Source organism: Streptomyces sp. NPDC020898 (genome assembly GCF_044333925.1).
GTDB lineage: Bacteria > Actinomycetota > Actinomycetes > Streptomycetales > Streptomycetaceae > Streptomyces.
Window position 1 is genome coordinate 306,799 of the sequence record NZ_JBIRRV010000002.1, and the last position, 19,048, is coordinate 325,846.

Annotated in this window: 20 protein-coding genes and 2 tRNA genes; 8 read left to right on the forward strand and 14 right to left on the reverse strand. The window is 69.6% G+C overall.

The window, feature by feature from the left end; all coding sequences use genetic code 11:
• Window positions 1-111 precede the first annotated feature (111 nt).
• Both ACH4TV_RS09300 and ACH4TV_RS09305 read right to left on the reverse strand, forming a co-directional pair.
• Window positions 112-924, reverse strand: coding sequence for a hypothetical protein (locus tag ACH4TV_RS09300; RefSeq protein ID WP_398395902.1), 813 nt, complete (start codon window positions 922-924; stop codon window positions 112-114).
• Window positions 925-961: 37 nt separating this feature from the next.
• Complete coding sequence (locus ACH4TV_RS09305) at window positions 962-1,327, reverse strand: hypothetical protein (protein WP_398395904.1); 366 nt, start codon at window positions 1,325-1,327, stop codon at window positions 962-964.
• A 163-nt stretch (window positions 1,328-1,490) separates the two neighbouring features.
• Here ACH4TV_RS09305 and ACH4TV_RS09310 point away from each other — a divergent pair, with 163 nt between their 5' ends.
• A complete protein-coding gene (locus tag ACH4TV_RS09310; protein ID WP_398395906.1) occupies window positions 1,491-1,856 on the forward strand; it encodes a hypothetical protein in 366 nt (121 codons plus the stop codon).
• A 58-nt stretch (window positions 1,857-1,914) separates the two neighbouring features.
• Here ACH4TV_RS09310 and rsrA read toward each other — a convergent pair whose 3' ends face one another.
• The 4 genes from rsrA to ACH4TV_RS09330 all read right to left on the reverse strand — a co-directional run bounded on the left by rsrA (window position 1,915) and on the right by ACH4TV_RS09330 (window position 4,668).
• A complete protein-coding gene (rsrA, locus tag ACH4TV_RS09315) occupies window positions 1,915-2,208 on the reverse strand; it encodes a mycothiol system anti-sigma-R factor (protein ID WP_398395908.1) in 294 nt (97 codons plus the stop codon).
• Window positions 2,205-2,885, reverse strand: coding sequence for an RNA polymerase sigma factor SigR (gene sigR / locus ACH4TV_RS09320; RefSeq protein WP_055524911.1), 681 nt, complete (start codon window positions 2,883-2,885; stop codon window positions 2,205-2,207). Before sigR ends, rsrA begins: the two co-directional genes overlap by 4 nt.
• Window positions 2,886-3,203: 318 nt before the next feature.
• A complete protein-coding gene (locus tag ACH4TV_RS09325; RefSeq protein WP_398395910.1) occupies window positions 3,204-3,851 on the reverse strand; it encodes an alpha/beta family hydrolase in 648 nt (215 codons plus the stop codon).
• Window position 3,852: 1 nt separating this feature from the next.
• Window positions 3,853-4,668, reverse strand: coding sequence for an SOS response-associated peptidase (locus tag ACH4TV_RS09330; RefSeq protein ID WP_398395912.1), 816 nt, complete (start codon window positions 4,666-4,668; stop codon window positions 3,853-3,855).
• A gap of 50 nt (window positions 4,669-4,718) precedes the next feature.
• On the opposite strand from ACH4TV_RS09330, the gene ACH4TV_RS09335 reads away from it, so the two are divergent.
• The 4 genes from ACH4TV_RS09335 (at window position 4,719) to ACH4TV_RS09350 (ending at window position 8,394) form a co-directional block, all read left to right on the forward strand.
• Window positions 4,719-5,441: a M50 family metallopeptidase gene (locus ACH4TV_RS09335; RefSeq protein ID WP_398395914.1), complete on the forward strand. Its 723-nt coding sequence runs from the start codon at window positions 4,719-4,721 to the stop codon at window positions 5,439-5,441.
• A 171-nt stretch (window positions 5,442-5,612) separates the two neighbouring features.
• A complete protein-coding gene (aroA, locus tag ACH4TV_RS09340) occupies window positions 5,613-6,929 on the forward strand; it encodes a 3-phosphoshikimate 1-carboxyvinyltransferase (protein WP_398395916.1) in 1,317 nt (438 codons plus the stop codon).
• Window positions 6,930-6,945: 16 nt separating this feature from the next.
• Entirely contained in the window at window positions 6,946-7,956 is a 1,011-nt protein-coding gene (gene rsgA, locus ACH4TV_RS09345) for a ribosome small subunit-dependent GTPase A (RefSeq protein WP_398395918.1), read from the forward strand.
• A gap of 114 nt (window positions 7,957-8,070) precedes the next feature.
• Window positions 8,071-8,394, forward strand: a complete 324-nt coding sequence (locus ACH4TV_RS09350; protein ID WP_398395920.1) for a DMT family transporter — start codon at window positions 8,071-8,073, stop codon at window positions 8,392-8,394.
• 18 nt (window positions 8,395-8,412) lie between these two features.
• Here the strand turns inward: ACH4TV_RS09350 and ACH4TV_RS09355 are convergent, their stop codons facing one another.
• Window positions 8,413-9,045, reverse strand: coding sequence for a TetR/AcrR family transcriptional regulator (locus ACH4TV_RS09355; RefSeq protein ID WP_398396571.1), 633 nt, complete (start codon window positions 9,043-9,045; stop codon window positions 8,413-8,415).
• Between the two features lie 225 nt (window positions 9,046-9,270).
• On the opposite strand from ACH4TV_RS09355, the gene hisN reads away from it, so the two are divergent.
• A complete protein-coding gene (hisN, locus tag ACH4TV_RS09360; protein ID WP_398395922.1) occupies window positions 9,271-10,071 on the forward strand; it encodes a histidinol-phosphatase in 801 nt (266 codons plus the stop codon).
• 167 nt (window positions 10,072-10,238) lie between these two features.
• Entirely contained in the window at window positions 10,239-10,643 is a 405-nt protein-coding gene (locus ACH4TV_RS09365) for a cyclic nucleotide-binding/CBS domain-containing protein (protein WP_398395924.1), read from the forward strand.
• 56 nt (window positions 10,644-10,699) lie between these two features.
• On the opposite strand, the gene ACH4TV_RS09370 is transcribed toward ACH4TV_RS09365, so the two are convergent.
• The 4 genes from ACH4TV_RS09370 to ACH4TV_RS09385 form a co-directional block, all read right to left on the reverse strand.
• Window positions 10,700-10,773: transfer RNA gene (locus ACH4TV_RS09370), tRNA-Met, on the reverse strand.
• A gap of 343 nt (window positions 10,774-11,116) precedes the next feature.
• Complete coding sequence (locus ACH4TV_RS09375; protein WP_398395926.1) at window positions 11,117-12,919, reverse strand: sel1 repeat family protein; 1,803 nt, start codon at window positions 12,917-12,919, stop codon at window positions 11,117-11,119.
• Window positions 12,920-13,125: 206 nt separating this feature from the next.
• Window positions 13,126-13,199, reverse strand: a tRNA-Met gene (locus tag ACH4TV_RS09380).
• Between the two features lie 72 nt (window positions 13,200-13,271).
• Window positions 13,272-16,238 (reverse strand): UPF0182 family protein, encoded by a 2,967-nt coding sequence (locus ACH4TV_RS09385; RefSeq protein WP_398396573.1) that lies wholly within the window; start codon window positions 16,236-16,238, stop codon window positions 13,272-13,274.
• A 163-nt stretch (window positions 16,239-16,401) separates the two neighbouring features.
• Here ACH4TV_RS09385 and ACH4TV_RS09390 point away from each other — a divergent pair, with 163 nt between their 5' ends.
• On the forward strand, window positions 16,402-16,944 hold the full coding sequence (locus tag ACH4TV_RS09390; protein ID WP_398395928.1) for a PPA1309 family protein: 543 nt from the start codon (window positions 16,402-16,404) through the stop codon (window positions 16,942-16,944).
• A 6-nt stretch (window positions 16,945-16,950) separates the two neighbouring features.
• On the opposite strand, the gene ACH4TV_RS09395 is transcribed toward ACH4TV_RS09390, so the two are convergent.
• The 3 genes from ACH4TV_RS09395 to ACH4TV_RS09405 form a co-directional block, all read right to left on the reverse strand.
• Window positions 16,951-18,045, reverse strand: coding sequence for a PDZ domain-containing protein (locus ACH4TV_RS09395; RefSeq protein ID WP_398395930.1), 1,095 nt, complete (start codon window positions 18,043-18,045; stop codon window positions 16,951-16,953).
• Between the two features lie 82 nt (window positions 18,046-18,127).
• Window positions 18,128-18,286 carry a hypothetical protein gene (locus tag ACH4TV_RS09400; RefSeq protein ID WP_398395932.1) on the reverse strand — a complete coding sequence of 53 codons (159 nt, stop codon included), beginning with the start codon at window positions 18,284-18,286 and terminating at the stop codon, window positions 18,128-18,130.
• Between the two features lie 113 nt (window positions 18,287-18,399).
• On the reverse strand, window positions 18,400-18,861 hold the full coding sequence (locus ACH4TV_RS09405) for a molybdenum cofactor biosynthesis protein MoaE (protein WP_327697571.1): 462 nt from the start codon (window positions 18,859-18,861) through the stop codon (window positions 18,400-18,402).
• Window positions 18,862-19,048 lie beyond the last annotated feature (187 nt).

The following is a 19,048-nucleotide window of genomic DNA, read 5'->3' on the forward strand; positions in this document are numbered from 1 at the left end:
CCCCATTGATTTCCCCGTTGATTTCCCCGTTGATTTCCCCGTCGAGTCCCCCATCGGGTGCCTCGTCGCTTGCGTCAGTGCTTCGGTCATCTCGTCCGTCGTCCGCACTCACTACCCCCCTTTCTCTCCGCCACGGGGCATACGCCTCGGCAGCGGCTCGGTTCTCGACGGCGCCGGCGGTGGACCGGCGGCCGGCGTACGGCGGGGCGGAACGCGTGGCGCGGTGCTGGGCCGGCCGCCGGGTGCGGTCGGGGTCTCCCACCGGAGGAACCCGAGCGTCTCCATGCGGACCAGGTCCAGCATCACGGCGTACAGCCCGCGCCCCAGCGCGAAGGCGAGGTCGCGGGCCGTACGGCGCCCGTTGACCTGGTTCAGGATGTCCCGGTGGCGGCCGGACAGCGGCCCCTCCGCATCCTGCGCGGCCGATATGGGACGCACGCGGGCGAGTTCGCCCGGAGGTCCCCACAGGCGGCCGAGCAGCGCGATGCGGCGCGTGGTCTCCTCGGTCAACTGCCGTGGTTCCACGCCCGGTCGGGCGAGGAGCGTGGGCTCTCGCCCGGCCAGCTCCCAACTCCCGGGCGCACCCAGCGACATGGCGAAGGCCGCGTCGAACACGGCGGCCATGCAGATGACTTCGAGTTCGGCGGCGCCCACCAGCTTGTCGGCCACCAGGCGTTCACCGAGCAGATCCGCGTCGCGCTGCGCGGCGCACGCGGCGAGCCACGCCTCGTCGCCGATCCGGCCGGAGGTCAGCAGCGCCGAGGTGGCGGTCGGCGCACCCGGCGTCTCGATCGCGCCCACCAGACCGTCGCGCAGGTGAAGCGTGCCACCGGGGGTGCCCGCGACCCGAACCGTGCCGCTGAAGCCCTCCTCTCGCAGGCCCAGCAGCAGCGCGGGCAGATTGCGCGCGGCGGATGCGTTCATACGCTCACCCGCGCTGTCGTGCGGCCCCCCGGCGCTGTCATGCCAGTACCTCGCCGACCAGGTCGCTCATACTCCGCGCGGCGAGGGCGAGGTTGGCCCGGTCCCGGTCGAGCCCCACCGTCAGCAGCAGCGGGTCGCCGGCCGGGCGGCCCACCGAGAGCAGAACCTGATGGCGTCGCGCACTGGTCGTGATGACGCTCTCCAGCTCCCCCTCGGCGCCGGCCCGGCTCAGCCGTTCGGCGACGAGGGCGGCGAACTCGGAGCTCTCCTGGCCGTCCCCGGCCTCGACGGTGTCTCCCGCCACTCCGTAGGTCAGACCGGTGACAGCGTCGACGAGGGCGACACCGGTGACGCCGGGGGAGTCGAGGAACCGGGCCAGCGAAGCCTCAACTGCCGTCGTCATTTCGCCGTTCCCCCTTCACGTCCGACCGTTGCCCAGTAATTTGAACGACAACTTCCGTAACAGACACCAAAGTTGATGTTTTGTGACCCGCAAGTCGCCTGAGTTCGATCGTAGTTGCACGGACAGCGACGGGTCAGCGTCACTGAGGAATTGGGGCAGCAGAATGAACATCGAGACAGCGCTCAAGGAAGCCATGACCGTGGACGGGGCGATCGGTGCGGCCCTCGTCGACTACGACAGCGGTATGTCGCTCGGCGTCATCGGCGGCGGCCCCGGCCTGGACCTGGAGCTCGCGGCGGCGGGCAACACCGAGGTCGTCCGCGCGAAGATGCGCACGCTGGCCTCGCTGGACATGGATGACACCATCGAGGACATCCTGATCACGCTGGGCAAGCAGTACCACCTGATCCGCCCGCTCGCCAGCAGCAAGAGCGCGCTCTTCCTGTACGTCGCGCTCGACCGGTCACGCAGCAACCTGGCGCTGGCCCGGCACAGCCTGAAGAGGATCGAGAACGGCCTGGACATCTGAGGTCCAGGCCGGAGAAAACTGCGGTCGGCCCCGCTCAGCGGGGCCGACGGCGTCCGGGTCAGCTCTCGGCTGCCACGTCGTGCTCGGGCACGACCTGCCCGGAGCGGATCTTGTCGAGCCGCCCCATGACCTTCGCGCGCAGGTCGGTCGGCACGTCGTCCTGGCCGCAGCAGCGCTTGACGAGCTTCTTCACGGCCTCTTCGAGACCGTACTTCTCCAGACACGGAGAGCACTCCTCGAAGTGGACCTCGAACTTGGTGCAGTCCGAGTCCGGCATCTCCCGGTCGAGAAACTCGTAGAGATGATCGAGTACTTCACTGCAGTCCGTCTCGTGCGGCTCTCCGCAGCTCATGAGCCCGAACCTTTCGCTTCGTTCGACTCTCCGGCACCGGCCGGGACCAGGCCACGGTCACGGGCGTAGTCCTCCAGCATGCCGCGCAGCTGGCGACGGCCGCGGTGCAGCCGGGACATCACCGTACCGATGGGTGTCCCCATGATGTCCGCGATCTCCTTGTACGCAAAGCCCTCTACGTCCGCGAGATAGACGGCGATGCGGAATTCCTCCGGGATCGCCTGGAGGGCTTCCTTGACGTCCGAGTCGGGCAGGTGGTCGAGCGCCTGCGACTCGGCGGAGCGCAGACCGGTCGACATGTGCGACTCGGCACGCGCGAGCTGCCAGTCCTCGATCTCCTCGGCCGCACTGCGCTGGGGCTCGCGCTGCTTCTTGCGGTACGAGTTGATGAACGTGTTCGTGAGAATCCGGTACAGCCACGCCTTGAGGTTGGTGCCCTCACGGAACTGATGGAAGGACGCGTACGCCTTCGCGTACGTCTCCTGCACCAGGTCCTCGGCGTCAGCCGGATTGCGCGTCATGCGCAGCGCGGCCGAGTACATCTGGTCGAGGAATTCGAGCGCGTCCCGCTCGAAGCGCGCACTGCGCTCGGCGGTCGACTCACTCCTGCCCGGGCCCTCGGGCTGCTCCGCCTGACCGTGTTCGGTCCCTGCGTCGGTCCCAGTGACCGGACCCACCTCCTCCAGTGACATGGCGGCACCGAAACCGATGCCACTCGAATCGGAGGATAGACGACCTGCGGTCGGGGAGGGATGTCCTGCGGTCGGGGAAGGATGTCCTACGGTCGAGGAAGGATGCACGTTGTGTCCGCCCGCCGCCCGAATAGGGGCGGTCTTCGCCGCGTGCAGGACCGTCCAGTCCAGGTCAGCGCTGCTGCGGCGATTCGGGCTGATGGTCGAACCCATGCGGCGGACTTCCTCTCGTACGAACGGTCACCACACGCTCGTGGTATCTGATCCGCACAACAGCGGTCCGCCGCGCGACATTCCCGCCCGTCACCCGAGTGACGCGACCCACTCGACAACCCGTCCGGTGACGATCGCCAGCGCCTCGTCCGGCCCCAGAGGCGCCCGCTTCGGCACGGCGAAGCCATGATCGCCGTACGGCACCTCCACCAACTCGTGCGCCCCCACCGGGAACTCGTCCGGTTTCCCGAACGGATCGTTGCCGCCCTGGACGACGAGGGTGGGCACCCCGGCCCCGAGCAGTTCACCGGCCCGCGACTTCTCGGGCTTGCCGGGAGGATGCAGCGGGAAGGACAGCGCGAGCACGCCCACGGCTCCCAGTTCCTTCGCCGTACGACAGGCCACGCGGGCCCCGGCACTGCGCCCGCCCGCGATCACCGGCAGCCCGGGCTTCGTGAGCGCGGGCCAGATCCCCCGCCAGCCCACGTCCAGCGTCTTGGGCGCGGGCGCCACCTTCTTGCCGGCCACCCGCCAGGGCTGCTCGACGAGCGCCACGGTGACCCCGTGCGCGGGCAGCTCCCCGGCGAGCGCCTGGAGATCGCGCGCCTCGATGCCTCCCCCGGCGCCATGACTGACGGCGAGGACGAGCCGGGCGTGCTCGGCGGGACGCCAGGTGACGCGGGCGGTGCCCGCATCGGTCTCGACGGCCTCGGTCGTGTTCTCGTTCTGGGTGCTCACGTCAGAAGAGTGTGCCCTCCTCGGGCCCCTCCAGCTCGGTCAGCAGCTCCGGTCCGTTGTTGCGGACGTTGCTGACGGCCGTGGAGACGGGGTACGCGCGCAGCAGCCCGGCGGGCGGCGCGGCGAGCAGCTCACGCAGGTCGTCCACGTCCGTACGGGCCGGGTCGAGCCAGGCGTCCCAGTGGTCCGGGGTGAGCATCAGGGGCATCCGGGGGTGGATGTCGGCCAGGGCGCTCGGGCCCTCCGCGGGGGCGGCGGCGAGCGGGGAGGTCTCGGCCTCGGTGGTGATGACCGAGCACGTCACCCACCAGGCCTGCGGGTGGTCGTCGGGCAGGGTCCGGTCCCGCCAGAACTCGTACAGCCCGGCCATCGCGAAGACCGACCCGTCGGCGGGCGTCACGAAGTACGGCTGCTTGCGCGGCCGCTTCTTCTTCCCCTCGACCTCCAGGTCACGCTCGCCGGCCGCGGTGACCCACTCGTAGTAGCCGTCCGCGGGCACGATGCAGCGCCGGGTGGTGAAGGCGCGACGGAACGAGGGCTTCTCGTGGACGGTCTCCGCGCGCGCGTTGATCATCCGGGCGCCGCCCTCGGGCGTCTTGGCCCAGGAGGGAACGAGGCCCCACTTGAGCTTCCGGAGCTGCCGAACCGGTTTCGGATCCTCGGCGTCCTTCAGAGGACGGTCGAGTACCGCGTAGACCTCTTTGGTCGGGGCCACGTTGAAGTCGGGGGCGAGTGTCTCCTCCGGCTCCCACTTGTCGATCTCAAAGATTCCTGCGAGATCCTCGGGCGCACGACTCGCTGCATACCTACCGCACATACGTGCCACACTGCCAGATTCGAAGCGACGCTAGGGAGCCTCCGCCCACAATGGACAGCACCGCATCCACCTCGCTGGCCGGCCTCTGGGACGAGATATTCGGCAGCCAGCCCGACCCCGACCTGTGGGTGGTGATCGCGACCCTGGTGGCCGCGCTCGCCGTGATCCTCCCGCACCCCGTCTGGCGCCTCTCGCGCAACGCCATCACCATCGCGCACGAGGGCGGCCACGGTCTGGTCGCGCTGCTGACCGGCCGTACCCTCACCGGCATCCGGCTGCACTCCGACACCAGCGGCCTCACGGTCAGCCGAGGCAAGCCGCACGGCATAGGCATGATCCTGACGGCCGCCTTCGGCTACACCGCTCCCCCGCTGCTCGGCCTCGGCGGCGCGGCCCTGCTCGCCGCCGGCCACATCACGGCCCTCCTGTGGCTGGCCACGGTGCTGCTGGTGGCGATGCTGGTGATGATCCGCAACGCGTACGGCGCCCTCACGGTGTTCGTCACCGGCGGCACCTTCGTGGCGGTGTCCTGGCTCGCCGGCCCTCAGACCCAGGCGGCGTTCGCCTACGCGGTGGTCTGGTTCCTCCTCCTCGGCGGAGTCCGCCCGGCCTTCGAACTCCAGGCCAAGCGTCGCAGGGGCGGCGCCGGCGACTCGGACGCGGACCAACTGTCCCGCCTGACCCACGTCCCGGCAGGCCTGTGGCTCTTCCTCTTCCACGCGGTAAGCCTGTGCTCCCTGATAGGCGGCGGCAGGTGGCTGCTGGAGGTGTGACGGGGTCCGTTCTCGGCGGACGTTCAGGGGCGCTCCTTTAGGGGCGCGGGGCTGTATCTATTTTGCGGCTCCGCCGCGGGGCGCGACCAGCCACAACGCACCCGCAGCCGACAACCAACCCACATTCCCCAGCCAAACCCGACACACCGAACCCCCACTAAAGTGGGCCCCATGGCCCCGAACCCCGCAGACACCGCCCTCTGGCCCGCCCCGCACGCAAGCGGAGCCGTCGACGCGACGGTCCACGTGCCCGGTTCCAAGTCCGTCACCAACCGGGCCCTCGTCCTCGCCGCCCTCGCCTCCGAACCGGGCTGGCTCCGCCGCCCCCTCCGCTCACGCGACACCCTCCTGATGGCCGGCGCCCTGCGCACGATGGGCGTCGGCATCGAGGAGGGCGTCGGCCCGGACGGTTCCGGCGAGGCCTGGCGCATCATCCCCTCCGGCCTCCACGGCCCCGCCACGGTGGACGTCGGCAACGCCGGCACCGTGATGCGCTTCCTCCCCCCGGTCGCCGCCCTCGCCGACGGCCCCGTCCGCTTCGACGGCGACCCCCGCTCGTACGAGCGTCCGCTCAACGGCGTGATCGACGCCCTGCGCGCCCTCGGCGCCCGCATCGACGACGACGCGCGCGGCGCGCTCCCCCTCACCGTGCACGGCACCGGTGCCCTGGACGGCGGTCCGGTGTCGATCGACGCGTCCTCGTCGTCGCAGTTCGTGAGCGCCCTTCTCCTCTCCGCGCCACGCTTCAACCAGGGCGTGGAGGTCCGCCACACCGGCGCGACCCTGCCCTCGCTCCCCCACATCCGTATGACGGTCGACATGCTGCGCTCGGTCGGCGCCCAGGTCGACACCCCGGAGTCGGGCGGCGAGCCGAACGTCTGGCGGGTCACGCCGGGCGCCCTGCTCGGCCGTGACCTCACCGTCGAGCCGGACCTCTCCAACGCCCAGCCGTTCCTGGCGGCGGCCCTGGTGACCGGCGGCAAGGTGACGATCCCCGACTGGCCGACCCGCACCACCCAGCCCGGCGACCGCCTCCGCGAGATCTTCACGGAGATGGGAGGTACCTGCGAACTCACCGAGTACGGGCTGGAGTTCACGGGCTCCGGCGCGATCCACGGCATCGAGGTGGACCTGAGCGAGGTCGGTGAGCTCACCCCCGGTATCGCGGCGGTCGCCGCCCTCGCCGACTCCCCTTCCACCCTCACCGGCGTGGCCCACCTGCGCCTCCACGAAACGGACCGCCTGGCGGCCCTGACCAAGGAGATCAACGAACTCGGCGGCGACGTCACCGAGACGGCCGACGGCCTGCACATCCGCCCGCGCCCCCTGCACGGCGGGACCTTCCACACGTACGAGGACCACCGCATGGCGACCGCCGGCGCGATCATCGGGCTGGCGGTGGAGGGCGTACGGATCGAGAACGTGGCGACGACGGCGAAGACCCTCCCGGACTTCCCGGATCTCTGGACCGGAATGCTCGGGAACTGACGGGCGGACCTGGATCATGCGCCGCTACGGCAAGAACACCGACGAGGACGACATCCGCAGTCGCCCGAACCCCAAGGGCAACCGGCCCCGGACGAACATCCGCCCGAAGCACGAGGACGCGGCCGAGGGCATGGTCCTCACCGTCGACCGGGGCCGGCTGACCGTCCTGGTCGACGACCGGATCGTCATGGCGATGAAAGCCCGCGAACTGGGCCGCAAGGCCGCGGTGGTCGGCGACCACGTGGCCGTCATCGGCGACCTCTCCGGCAAGAAGGACACCCTGGCCCGCATCGTCCGCATCGGGGCGCGCACCTCGCTCCTGCGCCGCACGGCGGACGACGACGACCCCTACGAGCGCGTGGTCGTGGCCAACGCCGACCAACTGGCCATCGTGACGGCCCTGGCAGACCCGGAACCCCGCCCCCGCCTGATCGACCGCTGCCTGGTCGCGGCCTACGCCGGCGGCCTGACCCCCCTCCTGGTCCTCACCAAGTCGGACCTTGCCCCGCCGGACGAACTCCTGGGGCTGTACGGCGCCCTGGACATCCCGTACGTCGTCACGAGCCGTCAGGAGCTGGAGAGCGGGGCCGCGGTGGCCCGCGTACGCGAGCAACTGGACGGCAAGATCACGGCGTTCGTCGGCCACTCGGGCGTAGGCAAGACAACCCTGGTCAACGCGCTCGTACCGAACGACCAACGCCGTTCGACGGGAGTCGTGAACGCGGTGACGGGCCGTGGCCGCCACACCACCACCTCCGCCCTGGCCCTCCCCCTGTCGGGCGACGCGGGCTGGGTGGTCGACACCCCGGGCGTACGTTCGTTCGGGCTGCACCACGTCGACCCGTCCCTCGTGATCCACGCCTTCCCCGACCTCGAACCGGGCACCGAGGGCTGTCCCCGCGCGTGCAGTCACGACGAGCCCGACTGCGCACTGGACGAGTGGGTGGAGAAGGGGCACGCCGATCCGGCGCGGCTCTACTCCCTGCGCCGACTGCTGTCGACACGGGAGCGGACGGAAGGCGACTGACCTCCGCGTTGTTTGGCCGGGGCCACGGCCGGTAAGTGCATAATCGCACCGAGCCGGATCCGAGCGTGACGAAGCAGACGAAGCAGTCGACGTAGCACACGGGAGGGACAAGACATGGCGTGGCTGCTGGTCATTGTGGCGGGACTCCTGGAAGTCGGCTTCGCGGTCTGCCTGAAGCTCTCCCACGGCTTCACCCGCCTCTGGCCGACGGTGGCCTTCTGTATCTTCGCCCTCGGCAGCTTCGGCCTGCTGACCCTCTCCCTGAAGAAACTCGACGTGGGCCCGGCGTACGCGGTGTGGACCGGCATCGGCGCGGCCGGCACCGCCATCTACGGGATGATCTTCCTCGACGACCTGGTGTCCGTCCTGAAGATCGTCTCGATCAGCCTGGTGATCATCGGCGTGATCGGCCTTCAGCTGTCGGGCTCGTCGCACTAGACGGGACGGCCTGCGGAGTCAGTACCCCACGCCGGCGGACGTCGGCCTCTGTAAGACGCTCCGGACGAGGTCGGTGACGCCCCCCTCCCCCGGGGGCGCGGCCACGCAGGACAGGGCGAGCCGGACGGCCAGTTCGCAGGTACGGGACATCTCGGCCGCGTCCGACTTGGCCGCACCGGGCCCGGACAGCACGACCACGGCACGGTCCCGGACGAGCGCCACGAAGTCGCCGGGCGAGGGCAGCGGTCCGTCGGCCCGCCGCTGCGCGGGCACCGCGGCGGAGGACGGCACGGCGGACAGGGTCGGCGAGGGCAGCCGTTCGCTCCAGCAGCCGGTCAGCAGGGCCCGTACGAGCACGTTGTCGCGGGCGGCAGATGTCGTCCACTCGGCGGCCGCGGTGAGCCGCTCCCGGGCACCGGCACCCGGGACGGAGGGCCCGGTCAGCGCCCGCTCGACGCCCGCGAGGTAGGCGTCGGCCTCTCTGCGCACCAGGGCCCGGGCGAGCCCGTCCTTGCTGCCGAACTCGTTGTACAACGTCTGCCGGGACACTCCGGCCGCGGCGGCGACATCGACCATGCGCACCGCGGACCACGGACGGCGCGCGAGTGCGGTGTAAGCGGAGTCCAGCAGGGAATCCCGCGCTGCAGGCATCATTCGCCTCCCAGGGGCGAGCGGCTCTGGGCCCCAGGTTTGACGCGCACGGAGTCACTGTCAAGGGTTCACGACAGTGTCCTGGGGGCGCGTATCGACATTCGCACCCCGGGCAACCGCGGGTAACCGCACCCGCGTCACGGCGGACGGATCTCCACCCCTGCCGCCCCCGCTCACCGCGGCCCCCTATAGCCCCGTACCAGCCGTGAAAGATACGGTTCGCCTATGCCCGACTATCTCGATGACCTGCGCCTCGCCCACGTTCTCGCGGACGCTGCCGACGCCACGACGATGGCCCGGTTCAAGGCCCTCGACCTCAAGGTCGAGACCAAACCGGACATGACTCCGGTCAGTGAGGCGGACAAGTCGGCCGAGGAGCTGATCCGGGGCCAGCTGCAACGCGCCCGCCCGCGCGACGCGATCCTCGGCGAGGAGTACGGCATCGAGGGCACCGGCCCCCGCCGCTGGGTGATCGATCCGATCGACGGCACCAAGAACTACGTACGCGGGGTGCCCGTCTGGGCCACGCTGATCTCCCTGATGGAGGCGGGCGAGGGCGGCTTCCAGCCGGTCGTCGGTGTTGTCTCCGCCCCGGCCCTGGGCCGCCGCTGGTGGGCCGCGAAGGGACACGGAGCCTTCACCGGCCGCAGCCTCTCGTCCTCGTCCCGCCTGCGCGTCTCAGGAGTGGCGAAGATGACGGACGCGTCGTTCGCGTACTCCTCGCTCACCGGCTGGGAGGACCGCGGCCTGCTGGGCGGCTTCCTGGACCTGACCCGCGAGGTGTGGCGCACGCGCGCGTACGGCGACTTCTGGCCGTACATGATGGTCGCCGAGGGTTCGATCGACATCTGCGCGGAGCCGGAGCTGTCCCTGTGGGACATGGCGGCCACCGCGGTCATCGTCACGGAGGCCGGGGGCACGTTCACCGGCCTCGACGGCCGCCCGGGCCCGCACAGCGGCGACGCGGCGGCGTCGAACGGCCATCTGCACGACGAGATGCTGGGTTATCTCAACCAGCGCTACTGAGCCGGCGCCACGGACCCTCCGTACGCCCTGTAACAGCCGTCCGCGCCCCCTTGTTGACCGTCTCCTTAACTGCCACTCTGAAGTTCCCCCTACTTGTGAACTTGTGAAACACTGAACAAGGGCAACACTGAAAAGGGCGGGAACTCCCTAGGAGGTGGCTCCACCCCATGCTCGTACGCGACGCCATGAGCACCGTGGTCCTCACCATCGGCCCCGATCACACACTCCGGCAGGCCGCCGCACTGATGTCCGCGCGCCGCATCGGCGCGGCGGTGGTCCTCGACCCGGACGCCGGCGGGATCGGCATCCTCACCGAACGCGACATCCTCAACTCGGTCGGCCTCGGCCAGAACCCCGACACCGAACGCACCCACGCCCACACAACCAACGACGTGGTCTTCGCCTCCCCCTCCTGGACCCTGGAGGAGGCCGCGCACGCGATGGCCCACGGCGGCTTCCGCCACCTCATCGTCCTCGACGACGGCGAGCCCACCGGCATCGTCTCGGTCCGCGACATCATCCGCTGCTGGGCCCCGATACGCCGCGCGGCACGCGAGCACGCCCCGGCCTGACCGGAACACACCGAGGGCCGAAGTCCTGTATCGGACTCCGGCCCTCGGCCTTCAAGTAGCGGGGACAGGATTTGAACCTGCGACCTCTGGGTTATGAGCCCAGCGAGCTACCGAGCTGCTCCACCCCGCGTCGGTAAACACAACATTACGTCAAGGCCACCCGACAAGGCAAATCCCTTGCCGCCGGCCGCATCCATGCAGCCCATACCCGGACATCCCACCCCATCCGACACTTGAGGCCAGCCCGCATCCCCACCCCATCCGGCACCTGGGGCCGACCCTCACCCCCATTCCATCCGGCACTTGAGGCCGACCCGCACCCCCAGCCCGTCCGGCGTTTGAGGACGAGGCCGTCCAGGCCGAAGCGGGGTCTGGGGCGGCAGCCCCAGCGGGGTGGAAGGGGCAGAGCCCCTGGGGATGGGACGGGTAAGGGCGGCGGGGGCGGAAAACCCCCACCCCAGCCCCCGGCACCCTCACGCGGAAAGCTCCTCCCGCAACGCATCCCGCAACCGAGCCGCCCGCTCCGCAACCTCCCCCGGCCCAAGAGAAACCGCCAGATCAGCCCACCGCTGCCCCTCCGCCAACTCCCCCCGCCGCGCATACACCAGCGCCAGCCGCAACGCAGCCCGCCCATGCCCCGCCTCAGCCGCCCGAGCCCACCACACCGCCGCCTCGGGCTCACTCCCCTCCCGAGCCAGCAACAGCCCCAGGTTGAAAGCCCCGTTACGAGACCCGGCCTCCGCCGCCGCCCGGTACCACCGAGCCGCCTCCACCACGTCCCCCCGAGCCGACGCCAACATCCCCACCCGCACCTGCGCCCGCCGATGCCCCTGGGAAGCCGCCCGCTCGTACCACTCCTCGCACTCCGTCTTCTCGTGCGCGATCTCGCCGAGCTCGTGCGCGGGCGCCTGCGGACGCCGCGCGTCGAGCACCGAGGCCAGCCGGTACGCGGCCTCGGGGCTCCCCCCACCCGCCGCACACCGCAGATACCGCTCGGCCTCCCGATCGTCGCCCTCGCGCAGCCGGGCGATCCCGACCTGAAGCGCCGCCTCGGTGTGCCCGGCGCCCGCGGCCCGCTCGTACCACCGCAGCGCAGCCGCATCCTCGCTCCGCCCGGCATGCAGAATCCCGAGGTTGAAGGCGGCGTCCACACTCCCCGCCTCCGCCGCCTTCGAGAACCACGGCTCGGCCCCGGCCGCGTCCCCACCCTGCAACAGCAGAATCGCGAGCGCGTTCGCGGCCTCGCGATGCCCGGTGTACGCGGCGCGTCGATACCACTGCTCGGCCTGCGCGGTACGCGACTGCTCGGCGCACAGCAGAGCGAGGTTGTACGCCCCGTTCACATCCCCGGCGTCCATGGCCGCCCGGTACCACCGCTCGGCGGTCTGGGTCTCACCGCGCTCGGCGTGCAGCGCGCCCAGCGCGTTGGCCGCGTTGCCGTCCCCGTCCTGAGCAGCGCGCAGCCACCACACGGCGGCGCTCTCGGAGTCCCCCGCGTCCCGCAGCAGGAATCCGAGCGCACAGGCGGCCCGCGCCTCGCCCTCCTTGGCAGACGTCAGATACCAGCGCCCGGCCTCCTTGAGCTCCCCGCGCTTCTCCAGAATGGTCCCGAGATGCAGCGCGGCCCGCCGATGCCCCCGAGCGGCAGCCTGCCGGTACCACTGCTCGACCTCTCCGGCACCATCGCCACCCGCACCACCCGCACCGTCCTCGGCGCCCTCCGCGATCCTCCGGTCAAGCGCACGGGCCAGCCGGTACGCGGCCTCCCGGTGCCCCCGCTCGGCGGCGACCCGCATCCACTGCTCGGTGGCCGCGTCCGCACGGTGCTCCAGCAGATCGGCGAGGGCGTACGCGCCCAGGACATGCCCCTGCTCGGCGGACTGGCGCAGCCAGTACTCGGCGGCCGGCTCGTCGCCGCGCTCACGGTGGTGGCGGCCGAGTGCGTGCGCGGCGGGGGCGGAGCCGGCGACCGCGGCGATCCGCCACCATCCGGCGGCGTCGTCGGCGTACCCACGCTGGTGGAGGAGGACACCCAGGTTGTTGGCGGCGGCACGGTCACCGGCAGCCGTGGCGGCACGCAACTGAGGCTCGGCTCCGTCGAGATCACCGCGGCGCAGCATCATGGCTCCGAGGACACTCATCGCCTCGACGTCGCCGGCCTCGGCGGCGATCCGGTGGCGCGCCTCTTCTACCGCCTCGCCGGTTTCGTCCCGGTCGGAAGGCTGCACAAATCGCCCTGTCTCCAACAGAGTTGCCTTGTCCCCCATAACGTCCATCGTCGCACCACCTGCAACCTGGGTACACCTGGTATACCGCAGCCAGTGAAGTCACTTCAGCGTTTTGTCGACATGCCCACAGAGAGACAAGTCAAACACAGTTCCCCTCAACTGCCCCCGGAAGACGCGGCCTTCACCAGGTCGGCACATGCGTTCGCACACCACGAAGGCCCGGATCCTTGGAGGATCCGGGCCTTCGCGATCAGTAGCGGGGACAGGATTTGAACCTGCGACCTCTGGGTTATGAGCCCAGCGAGCTACCGAGCTGCTCCACCCCGCGCCGTTGTGTTGCAACCGTACCACGGCGCGGGAGGGGCAGTTTCCACAGCCTCAGCAGGCCGTCCGACCAGCTCTAACCACTGGTTGGAGTGCTGCTGGGACTGCCACTTGGACTACTACTGGGACGGCTGGTCGGACTACCGCTGGGACTCGGACTCGCACCACTCCCGCTGTCGCCCTTGTCCGCCGCTGCCTGCGCGTCCTCGGCCCGCTTCAGCGCGTCCTCAAGTGCGGTCTGCGCCTTGCCGTACGCCTCCCAGTCGCCCTCCTTCAGGGCCGCCTGGCCGTCGTCGAAGGCCTTCTGGGCGTCGTTCAGCGCCTCCTGGACCGTCGGGTCGTCGGCCTTCGGCGGTGGCGTCGTACCGCCACCGTCGTCCGCCGGCGGATCGACCGCTCCCTCCGCCCCGAAGACCTTGTTGAGCGCCTCGTCGAGTGTGTCCTCGAAGGCGGTCTGGCCGCCGTAGGTCACCAACACCTTGCGCAACAGGGGGTACTTGAGTCCGCTGCCTCGTACGTAGACGGGCTCCACGTAGAGCAGTCCTCCGTCGAGCGGCACCGTCAGCAGGTTGCCGTACTCGATCTCGGAGTCCCCGCCTCTCAGCAGCCTGATGGACTCGGCGATGTCCTGTTCGGAGTTGAACTGGCTCTGGACCTGTTTGGGTCCGTCGACCGTTCTGCTCGTCGGCAGCTTCAGGATTCTGATCCTGCCGTAATCACTCGTCCCCGCCTCGGCGTTGACCGACATGAAGGCACTCAGGTTGTCCCGGCCGTTCGGCGTGAACGTCGTCGTCAGGGAGAACGCCTGCGCCTGCTGGTCGGGCATCTTCATGCTCAGGTAGTACGGCGGCACCGCGTTGCCCGACTTGTTGCTCGGGTCGTCCGGCACCTGCCACACCTCGGAGCCGCTGAGGAACGTCTCGGCGTCCGCCACGTGGTAGCGGGTCAGCAGCTCGCGCTGGACCTTGAACAGGTCCTGCGGGTACCGGAGATGGGCCATCAGCGCGGCCGAGATGTCGCTCTTCGGCTCGACCGTGTTCGGGAAGGCCTTCATCCAGGTCTTCAGGACCGGGTCCTTGGTGTCCCACTGGTAGAGCTTGACCTCGCCGGTGTACGCGTCGACGGTCGCCTTCACCGAGTTGCGGATGTAGTTGACCTGGTTCTGCTGGGCCACCACCGCACGCTGGTTGTTGTTGGCGGTCAGCGAGTCGGCCGTGGTGTCGCCCAGGGTGGTGCGGGAGGCGTACGGATAGCCGTTCGTCGTCGTGTAGGCGTCGACGATCCACTGGATCTCACCGCCGACGACGGCCGGATAGGCGTCACCGTCGATGGTCAGCCAGGGCGCCACCGCCTCGACGCGCTCCTTGGGCGTGCGGTTGTACAGAATCCGCGAACCCTCGCCGATGGCACCGGAGTAGAGGATCTGCGGCTCACTGAACGCGACCGCGTACGCGGCACGGTTCATCGGGTTGGAGAGGTTGACACCGCTCTTCCCCCGGTAGCTGGTGGTCTTCTCACCGGTGTCGTCGGAGTAGTCGATCTCCTTCTGGGGACCGCCGACGATCGAGTACTGGCTGGTCTTCTCGCCGTAGTAGATCCGCTGCTGGTACGACCCCAGGTCACCCGTGGACGGCAGGTCGGACTCGGTGAAGACCGGGCGCCCCTCCGCGTCGGCCGTGGTGCCCTTGGCCGCGACCACACCGAAGCCGTGCGTGTAGCGGAAGTGGTCGTTGATCCAGTTGTTCTTCGGAATGCCGTTGAGGTTCAGCTCACGCAGACCGATGACCGTGTCCTGGTCCTTGCCGTCCTTGGCGTACCGGTCGACGTCGAGGTTGGTCGGGAACGCGTAGTAGTTACGCATCTGCTGGAGCTGCTGGAACGTCGGCGACACGATGTTCGGGTCCACGATGCGGATGCTCGCCGTCGCGTCGACGTCGTCGCGCAGTGTGGTCTTGTCCTCGGTGTCACTGCGGCCGGCGTACTCGCTGACCTTGGCGTCGTCGATGCCGTAGGCCTCGCGCGTCGCCTTGAGGTTCTTGGTGACGTACGGGGCTTCCTTGGCCTGCTCGTTCGGCTGGACCTGGAACTTCTGGACGATCGCCGGGTACAGCCCGCCGATGAGGATGGCCGAGAGGACCATCAGTCCGAAGCCGATGACGGGCAGCTGCCAGGTGCGCCGCCACAGCGTCGCGAAGAACAGCAGCGAGCAGATGATGGCGATGCAGAACAGGATCGTCTTGGCCGGAAGGTAGGCGTTGGCGTCGACGTATCGCAGACCCGTCCAGTTGCCGGTCGCCTTGAAGTCACTGGACTTCACCGCGAGGCCGTACCGGTCGAGCCAGTAGGCCACCGCCTTCAGGGCGACGAAGAGGCCGAGCAGCACGGACAGATGCCCGGTCGCCGCGGCCGTGGCACGGGCCCCCGGGCTGGTGACGCGCAGCCCGCCGTACAGATAGTGGGTGAGGGCTGCCGCGATCAGGGAGAGGATCGTGGTGGCGAAGCCGAAGCCCAGCAGGAAGCGGTACCAGGGCAGGTCGAACGCGAAGAACGACACGTCCAGACCGAACTGGGGGTCCTTCTGTCCGAAGGACACACCGTTGACCCACATCAGCCAGGTACGCCACTGCCCGGACGCCGAGGCGCCCGCGATGAGACCCACCAGAGCGGTGATCCCGAGCAGCAGCCACTTCTTGTACGGGGCGATGCCCATGCGGTACCGGTCGAGGCTCTGCTGCTCCATCGACATGGCACTCAGTGGCGGGCGCAGTCGGTGCGCCAGCCAGATGTTCACGCCTACCGCGGTCGCCATCAGCAGACCGAAGACGAAGAAGAGACCGATTTTGGTCCACAACGTGGTCGTGAAGACTGACGAGTAGTTGACCGAGCGGTACCAGAGCCAGTCTGTCCAGAAGCCCGCGAACATGACGAACGCCATGCCGAATACGGCAAGGACGCCAAGCGTCATGAGCAGGGTCCGGACGCGCCGGGACGGGCGGCCCACTCTGATCCGTGGCCCCTGCGGGCCTCCGCCGCGGTCCGGCATCTGGAAAGCCAAGGTGGCACCTCAAAAGTCGCTGTCGGTCCGTCAGGCCCCCGTGATCGCGGACCATCCGTCAGGCCCGTGATCGTAGGGGCCTCACCTATGCAACTTACTCACGCTTTACTCGGTTCCCGCTTCGGGCCATGAACGAGGCAGGATTGTGACCATGTCCAACACTCCCATGGCGGCGAACCCGCTCACCCGGGCCGTACTCGAGATCGACGAGTACGCCTCCGGCCTCGGCTGGGACCAGCCCGCTCGCCTCTTCGCCCTCGTAGACACCGCCCGGCTGCGGGTCCAGGAACCCGCTCTCGCGGCCCAGCTGGGCCTGACGGAGGAACCGGAGACCACCGGTCTCACCCCGATCGAGCAGGACGAGATCCCGGCGGGCAAGCCGCTGGACGAGTTCCTCGCCACCATCGCCTGGCCGGACTCGGTGGTCGGCTGCGCGCTCACCGTCGAGCGCCTGATGCTCCCGCCGACCGCTGAGGCGTCGGTTCCGCAGGGCCTGAGCGACAAGAAGCTGGCGGCCTGGGTCGCGGCGCACCCGGACCGCCAGGAGGTCCGGATGACGGTCGCGGTACTGCGCGACGGCACCCGCGACTCGGCGGTGCGCCTGCGCGAGAAGGACGCGCCGAAGGAGGTGCTCACGGGCTCGGGACTGGTACCGGGTCTGGCGGAGGCGCTGTCGGCAACCTTCGCGGAGTAGCGCCGGTTATTCGGTGCCGCACTTCGGCAGCTTGCCGGTGTCGCCGGAGCGAATGTCCTTGAGGGCGCTCAGTGCGTCGTCGATGGTGCCCACCTTGACGAGCGTGAGCCCCTCGGGGACGTCCTTGGCGGCGGCCGAGCAGTTGTCGGCCGGCGTCAGGAAGTACTGAGCGCCCTTCTCCCGCGCGCCGACGGTCTTCATCTCGATCCCGCCGATGGGGCCGACCTTGCCGTCGTCGTCGATGGTGCCGGTGCCGGCCACGAACTTGCCGCCCGTGAGGCTCCCGGGCGTCACCTTGTCGTAGATGCCGAGGGCGAACATCAGCCCCGCGCTGGGCCCGCCGACGTCGGCGAGCTTGATGTCGATGGTGAACGGGAAGGTGTGGTCGGTCCCGGCGGAGATCCCGACGATGGCACGCGCGGCCCCGTCGTCGGCGGACTTGGCGGTGGTGATGGTGATGTCCTGCGTCTTGGTGGTCGCCCGGTGCGCCTTCTCGGCGGCGGCCTGCTCGGCGGCGGGCACGACGGTGAAGACGACCTTGTCACCGGCCTTGTGCTTGGTCACCAGTTTGGCGACGTCGGCGGGCTCCTTCACCGTCGTACCGTCGACGGCCTTGATGACGTCACCGGCGTGCAGCGCGCCCTCGGCCGGGGACCCCTTCAGGACGGTGGAGACGATCACCCAGGACTGCACCGGAACGTCGAGTGCCTTCAGCGCCGCGACCTTGGCGCTCTCCTGGGACTGACTGAACTCCTCGGCGTTCTCCTGGGTCGACTGCTCCTCGGTCTTGCCGTTCGGGTAGAGCGTGTCGTGCGGTACGACCTTGTTGTCGTGCGCGAGCCATCCATAGACGGCCTCGACAAGATTCATCCGGTAGTCGGCGCTGGTTACCCGAACGGTGGTCATGTTCAGATGGCCACTGGTCGCATAGGTCTTGCGCCCCGAAATCTGCAGCACCGGCTCGCCGTCGTGATCCCCGAGAGTGTTCACCGTCGGCCCCGGCGACATCTCCGCATAGGGCACGGTGATGAGCAGGCCGGCGCAGAGGAGCGCGATCAGCATCAGGGTGGAGGCGAGCATCGTCGCGGTGCGGCGTGGCATGCCACGACATTACGGGACGGTCCTGTCTGCGCACCGTCAGGGCCGCCCGTACGCGGCAGGCACCGCGGTACGCCGGCTTTCCTCAGGTACGGGACTTCTCCATGGCCTCACGGAACCGCTCGTAACCGTCGAGCTCAGGGCCGTCACCGCGCGTCCTGCGCGTCCGGTTGGCCCAACTGCCCCAGAGACCTGCACCGATCGCGGCCACAAACGGAATCAGCAACCAGGCGAGTGCCGCCATGCCGACCTCCCAACCCCGACGAGGGACCGTAACTGACTGATCAGCAGATTAACCTCCACTGTGTTAACGCTCATGCCGGGGGTGCGGTTACGCAACCGGAGCGGCGCGAGGTTTCAGCAGGCGCCGACCCATTCCTCGGTCCCGTCGGAGAACGTCTGATGCTTCCAGATGGGCACCTCGTGCTTGAGGTCGTCGATCAGCTTCCGACAGGCCGCGAAGGCCTCCCCCCGATGCGGGCAGGACACGGCGACGACGACGGCGAGATCCCCCACGGCCAGGTCACCGACCCGATGCACAGCGGCGAGCGCCCGCACCGGAAACTCGGCGACGACCTTCTCGGCGACACGCCGCATCTCGGCCTCGGCGCTGGGGTGACAGGAATAGCCGAGCGCATCGACATCGGCACCCCCGTCATGATTCCGCACGGTCCCCACGAACAGGGCGGTCCCCCCGGCGGAATCATCCCCGACCGCCCGGAAAACCTCGTCCAGAGAGAGCGGCTCATCCCGAACAGCAACAAGCTTGATGGGCTCCAGAGCGGCCTGCTCACCAGGATGATCATTAAGGGATGCCATACCCCCATCGTGCCATCCCGGCCCGCCCTCCAGCCCGCCCGGCCTTTGAGGACAAGGCCCGTCCGGCCCCACCTTCATTGGGCCCCCCCCCCCCCCCCCCCCCCCCCCCCCCCCCCCCCCCGGGGCGGGGGGCCCCCCCCCCCCCCCGTCGGGGGGGGCGGCCTGGCGGGGGGGTCCCACACCGGCC

Excerpts from the sequence above, each read along its gene's own strand:
- ACH4TV_RS09365 (WP_398395924.1), top strand. The coding sequence starts at position 10,239 with ATGCTCGTACGCGACGCCATGAGCACCGTGGTCCTCACCATCGGCCCC.
- ACH4TV_RS09405 (WP_327697571.1), bottom strand. The coding sequence starts at position 18,861 with ATGGCATCCCTTAATGATCATCCTGGTGAGCAGGCCGCTCTGGAGCCC.
- ACH4TV_RS09305 (WP_398395904.1), bottom strand. The coding sequence starts at position 1,327 with ATGACGACGGCAGTTGAGGCTTCGCTGGCCCGGTTCCTCGACTCCCCC.
- ACH4TV_RS09330 (WP_398395912.1), bottom strand. The coding sequence starts at position 4,668 with ATGTGCGGTAGGTATGCAGCGAGTCGTGCGCCCGAGGATCTCGCAGGA.
- rsrA (WP_398395908.1), bottom strand. The coding sequence starts at position 2,208 with ATGAGCTGCGGAGAGCCGCACGAGACGGACTGCAGTGAAGTACTCGAT.
- aroA (WP_398395916.1), top strand. The coding sequence starts at position 5,613 with ATGGCCCCGAACCCCGCAGACACCGCCCTCTGGCCCGCCCCGCACGCA.
- ACH4TV_RS09390 (WP_398395928.1), top strand. The coding sequence starts at position 16,402 with ATGTCCAACACTCCCATGGCGGCGAACCCGCTCACCCGGGCCGTACTC.
- ACH4TV_RS09400 (WP_398395932.1), bottom strand. The coding sequence starts at position 18,286 with ATGGCGGCACTCGCCTGGTTGCTGATTCCGTTTGTGGCCGCGATCGGT.
- ACH4TV_RS09395 (WP_398395930.1), bottom strand. The coding sequence starts at position 18,045 with ATGCCACGCCGCACCGCGACGATGCTCGCCTCCACCCTGATGCTGATC.
- ACH4TV_RS09355 (WP_398396571.1), bottom strand. The coding sequence starts at position 9,045 with ATGCCTGCAGCGCGGGATTCCCTGCTGGACTCCGCTTACACCGCACTC.
- rsgA (WP_398395918.1), top strand. The coding sequence starts at position 6,946 with ATGCGCCGCTACGGCAAGAACACCGACGAGGACGACATCCGCAGTCGC.
- hisN (WP_398395922.1), top strand. The coding sequence starts at position 9,271 with ATGCCCGACTATCTCGATGACCTGCGCCTCGCCCACGTTCTCGCGGAC.
- ACH4TV_RS09300 (WP_398395902.1), bottom strand. The coding sequence starts at position 924 with ATGAACGCATCCGCCGCGCGCAATCTGCCCGCGCTGCTGCTGGGCCTG.
- ACH4TV_RS09350 (WP_398395920.1), top strand. The coding sequence starts at position 8,071 with ATGGCGTGGCTGCTGGTCATTGTGGCGGGACTCCTGGAAGTCGGCTTC.
- ACH4TV_RS09335 (WP_398395914.1), top strand. The coding sequence starts at position 4,719 with ATGGACAGCACCGCATCCACCTCGCTGGCCGGCCTCTGGGACGAGATA.
- ACH4TV_RS09375 (WP_398395926.1), bottom strand. The coding sequence starts at position 12,919 with ATGGACGTTATGGGGGACAAGGCAACTCTGTTGGAGACAGGGCGATTT.
- ACH4TV_RS09310 (WP_398395906.1), top strand. The coding sequence starts at position 1,491 with ATGAACATCGAGACAGCGCTCAAGGAAGCCATGACCGTGGACGGGGCG.
- ACH4TV_RS09385 (WP_398396573.1), bottom strand. The coding sequence starts at position 16,238 with ATGCCGGACCGCGGCGGAGGCCCGCAGGGGCCACGGATCAGAGTGGGC.